Raw genomic sequence first — 6,982 nt, forward strand, 5'->3', positions numbered from 1 at the left:
TTTTGTCACTTATGAGTCTAACTGGGTTGGACTTTTTTGTTAAATTTCTAAATGTTACAAACTAGCACCACACGTATTATTTATTACTCACTGTTTAAAATTAAGCATAATTACTTGGAGGAACTTTTTTGATTACATTAAAATCAACACGAGAAATTGAAGGTATGCGTAAATCTGGCGCCATTCTTGCTGGCGTTCACTTAGGTCTCCGTAACCTAATTAAACCCGGCCTATCAACTTGGGAAATTGAAAAATTTGCGCGCCAGTACATTGAATCCCATGGCGCGTTGGCCTCACAAATTGGCTTTGATGGTTACAAATATGCAACTTGTATTAGTGTCAACAGTGAAGTTGCCCATGGTATTCCCCGGCGCGGACTAAACCTAAAAAACGGTGATATTGTCAAGGTTGACATGTGCGTTGAATACGATGGCTACCAAAGCGATTCTTGTTGGACCTACGCTGTTGGTAACGTTTCGGCCGAAATTCAAAAATTAATGGCCGTGACAAAAAAGGCCCTTTACCTCGGAATTGATCAAGCAGTGATTGGTAATCGAATTGGCGACATTGGTCACGCCATTCAAACTTATGCTGAAGATGAAAATGGTTTTGGTGATATTCGAACCCTCATTGGTCATGGTATTCAGCCATCTATCCACGAAGAACCCGCAATTCCCCACTATGGCGAAGCAGGCCGCGGACTCCGTTTACGGGAGGGAATGACGATTACAATCGAGCCGATGATTGTGACTGGATCATGGCAGTTAGCAACCAAGGTCGTTCCTCATGATACTTGGCGCTATTACGTCACAGCTGATGGCTCCCCGGCAGCACAGTATGAGCATACCTTGGCGATCACTAAAGCCGGCCCTAAAATTTTAACTTCTCAAGATCCAGAGGCTGACGCTAACTATTTGTAATAATCTAACGAATGTCGTGGTGAACCAAATTTGATTTTCTTGAACAGTATCATTTTGGTTTATCCTAAAAAATTCAAATCTACTAGACACGCTGAAAAATAGCTAAGCAGTTCTAAATCTTTTTTTGCAGTAATTCCTTTCCTACTTGCTTTCATTATTTTTCAGCGAAAGTAGCCCTTGACAATTGGGAACGTATGTTTGTATGATGGAACTACTAATTTGAATAAAGGAAGTCTGATTGCAATGATGAAATCTGAAACGACACCTAACGCGATCTACATTACTGCTACTATTTACATTAACCTAGTTCCTGGCGCTACCTATGATCTCGAGGTTTTAGAAAAGCAGGCGGCACCGCAGTCCACCCGTTCTATTGGCAAAATGAACTATAAGTACCACCATGATAATTTTGCTTCATTTATTTTCAGAATATTTCCGCGCATTACGATGCTTGAGATACATAACTTGCAAAAAGAGATTAATCGTTTTATCCCTTAATGCCACTAATCGTCTTTGTTAGGCGATTTTTTAAATTTATTAACTGTCACTAAATAACTGACAGTTATAGAAAGGTCGCATTATTTTGGAATCAACAACCACCAATAATCAGGCAACAACTAAATTAAGTCCACTGAAACCTTTATCGCCAAAGCAGCAACAATTAAAACGGCAAGCACTGGCCTTTTGTCGGCAACACCTGCGCGATGATAAGACGGCCTTATTTGTAATTACTGGTGATGCTGGTACCGGCAAAAGTGTTGTCCTTAGCTCGTTGTTCAATGATCTGCAGTCTGCTAGTCAACAACAACCAGCAGATTGTCTGTACCAAACCGACAACCACCTATTAGTTAATCATCCAGAAATGTTAAAAATCTATAAACAAATTGCGGCCGACTTTCCTTATTTGCGAAAAAAAGATTTTGCTAAACCAACGCCCTTTATTAACCAAATGGCAAAGACACAAACAATGGCCGACATCACTTTAGTTGATGAGGCCCATTTATTATTAACTAAGCCTGATCGCTATAATCAATTTCGCCAAAATAATCAGTTAACGGAAATCATTAAACATAGCCACGTTGTTATTCTAGTATTCGATCCTGATCAAGTTTTAAAAATGAAAAGTTACTGGAATCAACAGATGTTGCAGCAAATTTTAAAGACTCACACTCACCAAATTTATCACCTTGATCAGCAGTTCCGTGTGGCCGCCAACACTAGTGTCCTACACTGGATCGATGGCTTTGCAAAACAGCGTAAATTATTGCCACTGCCGCAAGATTCTAATTATGATTTTCGTATTTTTTCCGATGCTAATCAGCTCTACCAAACATTAAAACAACGTGATCGTCAAACACACCTGGCTCGCTTAGTTGCGACTGCCGATTTTCCTTATAAATTAGATGGAAAAACTTACTACGTGACCACAAACCATTTTAAAGTACCGTGGGATAAAAATATGGACCCAAACATTCCCTGGGCCGAACGTCCGGAAACGATTAATGAAGTCGGTTCGATTTACACCATTCAGGGTTTTGATTTAAACTACGTCGGTGTTATTTTAGGTTCCTCCGTTTCCTTCGATCCAGCTAAAAAACGACTTTTGATTCGGCCAGAATATTATCAAGATCATGAAGCCTTTAAGCGACGGGCTGATCTGACTGATCCAAAGAAAATTCTACAAATACAACAGAAAATCATTTTAAATTCAATCAATGTTTTGATGAAACGCGGTGTTCGTGGCCTCTATCTTTACGCCTGTGATCCATTACTACACCAGGCCTTAGCCGAATTAAGCTAACTCGATAACTTGCTAATTCTAAATCTGTCTAAAAATAGTGAATTAAGCCGTTAAAAAGCTTCCAATAAGTCAGAAAATACCGCTGACTTATTGGAAGCTTTTTAGTTCACCTGTAGGCGTAAATTAATTGATACTTTATTTTGCGCGCTGACCATAGCCCCGCTTAGATTTATACCCGGCGGCCAGAATTTTACGCATATCCGCAATATGGCGTTCCTTTGTTGCTTCGGCTTTTGCACCATAAATGTAACGGGCCCATTCACGTTGATAGCCCGGCGTCAGATTATCAAAAAAAGTTTTCAAACTTTCCTCATCCGCTAACAACTCCGCAACACGCGGAATATCAACCTCATAATCGCTTAATGTTTTCTTATCGGCCAAATAGGTCACTCCCATCATAAAGATTAGTTTTAGAATAACAAATTTAATTTACTTTGGATATCTATATTTAATTTGACTTGCTATAACTTGCACCCCATGCCGTAGAACTGTAGCATAAAATTAAACACACTTTAAAAAGAGGGAAAATCATGGCGTTAACTTTTAATTTAATTATCGATAATAAAGAACGGTACTTACCTTATCTAATTCTGGCGGCCGGAGACGAAGCAACGGTGGCCGCCTATCTAAATCAAGGCGATCTATTTGCTTTACAATTAGATGATTTAACAATCGGCGTGGCACTTTTCGTTCCCCAAGATGATCGCACAATCGAGCTAAAAAATTTGGCTATCATCGCTAATAAACGGGAGCAGGGTTTTGGACAGTACACACTGCGCCACTTTTTTAGCTATTACCAGCAACATGGCTATCAAACGTTGTTAGTTGGCACGGCCAATTCTAGTATTAAAAATATTGCTTTTTATCAAAAAATGGGTATGCGTCTATACGCAATTAAGGCCAATTACTTTGCAACGAAACAGCAGCCTAGCGTTGAAAATGGTATCCAAACCTTGGATCTATTAATGTTCAAAAAGAACCTCGCTTCGGCCGACTAAATTTACTAAGCACCCGATTAGCGAATCTTAATTCCTCGTTTAAAACTCTTCCAAAAACCAACGTTGTCCGTTTGGAGCATCAAACCGGAATAAATACCACCAACGTAATAAGTCAGGCCTGCAATGCTGAGTACCAAAATGATTAAAGAAGCCAGCACTGCCAGTCCGCTAACCGAACCATCGATAACGCGTAATGGCATAAAGAAGGAAGATAAAAAGGGCACGTAAGATAGAATTTTAACGACTAGCAACCCTGCCTGCTGGTTGAGCGTCAACGCCCCAAAGAACCCTAACATGACTAAGTAAAGTGCTGGTTGAGCGGCCTTAGTTGCATCCTCGGGCCGAGTTACTAGTGCACCAGACAAGGCCGCCAAAATAGTGAAAATAACAACCCCTAACAGCACATAGAGCAAATTGACCGAAAAGAAATTCTTTAAAACTTGATCAATTAAATCGCGGTATTGTTGGAAAAGCGTTTTGGTCATTGCCAAATGTGGTGCCAACTCGTAAAGTGCAAATCCACCAACCAAATAGATGGCAATCTGAGTAACGATGACACCAAAAACACCTAGCATTTTCCCGTAAAAATACTTGCGGGCAGTGGTACTAGAAAAAATAATTTCCATAATCTTTGTACCCTTCTCCGATGCAATTTCCTGCGCCGTTGTAGATGTATACGTCACTAAAATAAAGTACATCAGGAAAAGTAATGCCCAAAATGAAACCAATTTTGCTAAATTAGTGGTGGATTCCTCTTTTTCAACTTTTTCTTGAATCTGCGGTAACTGATTTAGCTGTTGCACTTGGCGGCTAGTTAAATTGGCCGCTTGTTGATTCAAAAGTTGTTGTTTCTGGATTACAAATTGCTGCAACGCCTGCTTGGCGGAACTTTCTAGCTGTTTTGTGCCGTGATACGTCACTTGTATTTGATTATTTGCTGTTTTCAAAACCAAGTAACCCTGAATTTTCTTTTGTTGCAGTGCTTGCTTGGCCGCTGCCAAAGTAGCGTGTTTATTGGTTGTTTGAAGTGTATTACTTTGAATAAATTCTCGACGTAAATTTGAATCATTAGCGACCACCGCAATCGTATTCTTTGCTTGACCAGCATTGGCCGATAAATAACCAACACCAAACGATAATAATATAAAAAAGAACGGTGACAAAACTAGAATCAAGAAGCTCCACGACTTAACCTGTCGTTCGTAGGTTTCACCGGCAACAATTCCCATTTTAGTCATCGTTGGCACCTGCTTTCATTCTAAAAATTTCGTCTAAAGTCGGCGGTTGTTGATCAAACGTTTGAATATAGTGACCTTGCGTTAACGCCGCAAAGATTTCCGGGCCGGCACTTTCTGCGTCCAGTGTCAGCCGATAAGTCCCTGCCCGAGTCAATGATACTTGAATAACGTGGGGTAATGCCGCTAACCTTTCTGTTGACCAATCCGTTTTAACGAACAAACGATTACGACCGAATTGTTCCCGCACGGCCTGCAAATCACCAGTCAGTACCACCTTACCCTGTTTTAACATCAAAATTTGATCACAAAGATCTTCCACATTACTCATATCGTGATCAGAAAAAATGATCGTCGCGCCTGCCTGCTTGGCCTCCAAAATTGCCTGCTTTAATAAATCGGCGTTGACTGGATCTAGTCCGCTAAAAGGTTCATCCAGGATAATTAACTTAGGTTGGTGAAGCAGCGTACAAATCAACTGAATTTTTTGTTGATTTCCCTTGGATAAGCTTTTGATCTTATCTTTTTTGTCACCTTTAACCGCAAAACGTTCTAACCACTTTGGTATTTGCCGATCAATATCTGCCGTTTGTTCCCCTTTTAACCGGGCCAAGTAACGTATCTGTTGCTGGACCGTTAACTTTGGCATTAAACTACGCTCTTCTGGTAAATAACCGATGATGTTGTAGTCTTTTTCAGTTAACGCCTGGCCATTCCAACTTATTGTGCCACTAAATTGAATAAAATTAAGAATACTGTGAAAAGTGGTTGATTTACCAGCACCATTTTGGCCAATTAAACCCAATATTTGACCATCCTGCGCTTTAAAACTGACCTGTTTTAAAGCCTGTGCACTACCAAATGATTTGCCTAAATTTGTCACCTCTAACACAAAAATCACCTCCAAGTTGTCCTTACCTGCCAAATTTTACGCTCTCACCCTAGAGAAAGCTAACCTTTTATCCGGGAAAGGCTGCTAGCCAAACGCATTTATGTTAAATTAGTCAGAAAAGGACCAATCACAATAATTTTTAAACGGCCCTTCAAATTTAGACAACAAAAAAAGGATGGAGAACTAGCCCTCATCCTTAAAACATGATCAAATTATGCGTCAGCGGGGAATCGAACCCCGATCGTAAGGACCGAAATCTCACGTGCTATCCATTACACTACCGACGCGTATAGTATTATCATACTGATATTCGATTTTAAATTCAAGTTTTAGTTTAAAAATTACGTCTAATTTCGACCTAACACTAACCATTTCTAGTCAAACACAGACAAGGAGGTTCTTAAAATGGCCTACGAACAAATTAATCTATTTGGTGAACCAGAACAACCAAAGAAACCTCAACAGCCCAGTCCTGAACGGCTGCGTTATAACCAGGGACCTGCTGTGGAAGCCTACCAAAGACAATGGGGAACGGCAACCCATGATGATGTATTACTCTTTCAACTGCTTGCGGTTGGTATGTTTCAATCAGGATTAACCTGGTGGGAGGCCGCCGGTAAACGTGATGTTTTTCGCCGAAATTTTTGTGAAATGGTACCTACCGAAGTCGCCAAAATGACGAGCACTGACATTGAAAAAGCCCTAGTCGCTCCCGGGATGATTCCCGACCGGCGGAAAGCATACGCCCTGGTTACTAACGCCCAAGCCCTCTACCAAGTTCAATCCGAATTTGGTAGTTTCGCCACGTATCTTTGGGGATTTGTTAATAACCAACCGATCATCAACGCTTACCAGCAAGATGATGATATTCCAACAACCTCACCAATTGCTCAGAAAGTGGCTCGTGATCTCAAACAGTGGGACTTTAAATACGTTGGTCCAATTGTCACAACTATGTTTTTACGCGCAAGTGGTTTAATTGTCGATCAGGTTTTACCATTTAGTCGCTAATGGCCAATAAAAAGCACAGTTCAATCCCCTTGACTAATCGTAGGAAAGAGAGGCTGTGACATAAGTCTCCAAAAATAAACGGTTCAACTGGAAACATTCGTGTTTTCAGTTGAACCGTTTTTAGT

At 40.5% G+C, this 6,982-nt stretch carries 8 protein-coding genes and 1 tRNA gene; 5 read left to right on the top strand and 4 right to left on the bottom strand.

Annotated features, from left to right (window positions below; genetic code table 11):
• The first annotated feature begins 128 nt into the window (after positions 1–128).
• The 3 genes from map to EKM98_RS11575 all read left to right on the top strand — a co-directional run bounded on the left by map (position 129) and on the right by EKM98_RS11575 (position 2,721).
• Entirely contained in the window at positions 129–920 is a 792-nt protein-coding gene (map, locus tag EKM98_RS11565; RefSeq protein ID WP_125982709.1) for a type I methionyl aminopeptidase, read from the top strand.
• Between the two features lie 243 nt (positions 921–1,163).
• Positions 1,164–1,418: a hypothetical protein gene (locus tag EKM98_RS11570; RefSeq protein WP_125982710.1), complete on the top strand. Its 255-nt coding sequence runs from the start codon at positions 1,164–1,166 to the stop codon at positions 1,416–1,418.
• Between the two features lie 85 nt (positions 1,419–1,503).
• The gene (locus EKM98_RS11575; protein ID WP_125982711.1) at positions 1,504–2,721 is read left to right on the top strand and encodes a DUF2075 domain-containing protein; all 1,218 of its coding nucleotides are present in this window, start codon (positions 1,504–1,506) and stop codon (positions 2,719–2,721) included.
• 135 nt (positions 2,722–2,856) lie between these two features.
• Here the strand turns inward: EKM98_RS11575 and EKM98_RS11580 are convergent, their stop codons facing one another.
• The gene (locus tag EKM98_RS11580) at positions 2,857–3,102 is read right to left on the bottom strand and encodes a YdeI/OmpD-associated family protein (RefSeq protein ID WP_125982712.1); all 246 of its coding nucleotides are present in this window, start codon (positions 3,100–3,102) and stop codon (positions 2,857–2,859) included.
• A 149-nt stretch (positions 3,103–3,251) separates the two neighbouring features.
• Between EKM98_RS11580 and EKM98_RS11585 the strand changes: the two genes are divergently transcribed.
• Positions 3,252–3,719, top strand: coding sequence for a GNAT family N-acetyltransferase (locus EKM98_RS11585; RefSeq protein ID WP_125982713.1), 468 nt, complete (start codon positions 3,252–3,254; stop codon positions 3,717–3,719).
• A gap of 17 nt (positions 3,720–3,736) precedes the next feature.
• On the opposite strand, the gene EKM98_RS11590 is transcribed toward EKM98_RS11585, so the two are convergent.
• The 3 genes from EKM98_RS11590 to EKM98_RS11600 form a co-directional block, all read right to left on the bottom strand.
• The gene (locus EKM98_RS11590; RefSeq protein WP_125982714.1) at positions 3,737–4,957 is read right to left on the bottom strand and encodes an ABC transporter permease; all 1,221 of its coding nucleotides are present in this window, start codon (positions 4,955–4,957) and stop codon (positions 3,737–3,739) included.
• Positions 4,950–5,846 (bottom strand): ABC transporter ATP-binding protein, encoded by an 897-nt coding sequence (locus tag EKM98_RS11595; RefSeq protein ID WP_125982715.1) that lies wholly within the window; start codon positions 5,844–5,846, stop codon positions 4,950–4,952. Before EKM98_RS11595 ends, EKM98_RS11590 begins: the two co-directional genes overlap by 8 nt.
• A 215-nt stretch (positions 5,847–6,061) precedes the next feature.
• Positions 6,062–6,133, bottom strand: a tRNA-Arg gene (locus EKM98_RS11600).
• 118 nt (positions 6,134–6,251) lie between these two features.
• Between EKM98_RS11600 and EKM98_RS11605 the strand changes: the two genes are divergently transcribed.
• Positions 6,252–6,857 carry a DNA-3-methyladenine glycosylase I gene (locus EKM98_RS11605; RefSeq protein ID WP_125982716.1) on the top strand — a complete coding sequence of 202 codons (606 nt, stop codon included), beginning with the start codon at positions 6,252–6,254 and terminating at the stop codon, positions 6,855–6,857.
• The last annotated feature ends 125 nt before the right edge of the window (positions 6,858–6,982 follow it).

The organism is Loigolactobacillus iwatensis (assembly GCF_003950295.1).
Lineage (GTDB): Bacteria > Bacillota > Bacilli > Lactobacillales > Lactobacillaceae > Loigolactobacillus > Loigolactobacillus iwatensis.

Bases quoted from the DNA above. Each gene is read 5' to 3' on its own strand.
- EKM98_RS11570 (WP_125982710.1), top strand. From the start codon at position 1,164: ATGATGAAATCTGAAACGACACCTAACGCGATCTACATTACTGCTACT.
- EKM98_RS11585 (WP_125982713.1), top strand. From the start codon at position 3,252: ATGGCGTTAACTTTTAATTTAATTATCGATAATAAAGAACGGTACTTA.
- EKM98_RS11590 (WP_125982714.1), bottom strand. From the start codon at position 4,957: ATGACTAAAATGGGAATTGTTGCCGGTGAAACCTACGAACGACAGGTT.
- EKM98_RS11605 (WP_125982716.1), top strand. From the start codon at position 6,252: ATGGCCTACGAACAAATTAATCTATTTGGTGAACCAGAACAACCAAAG.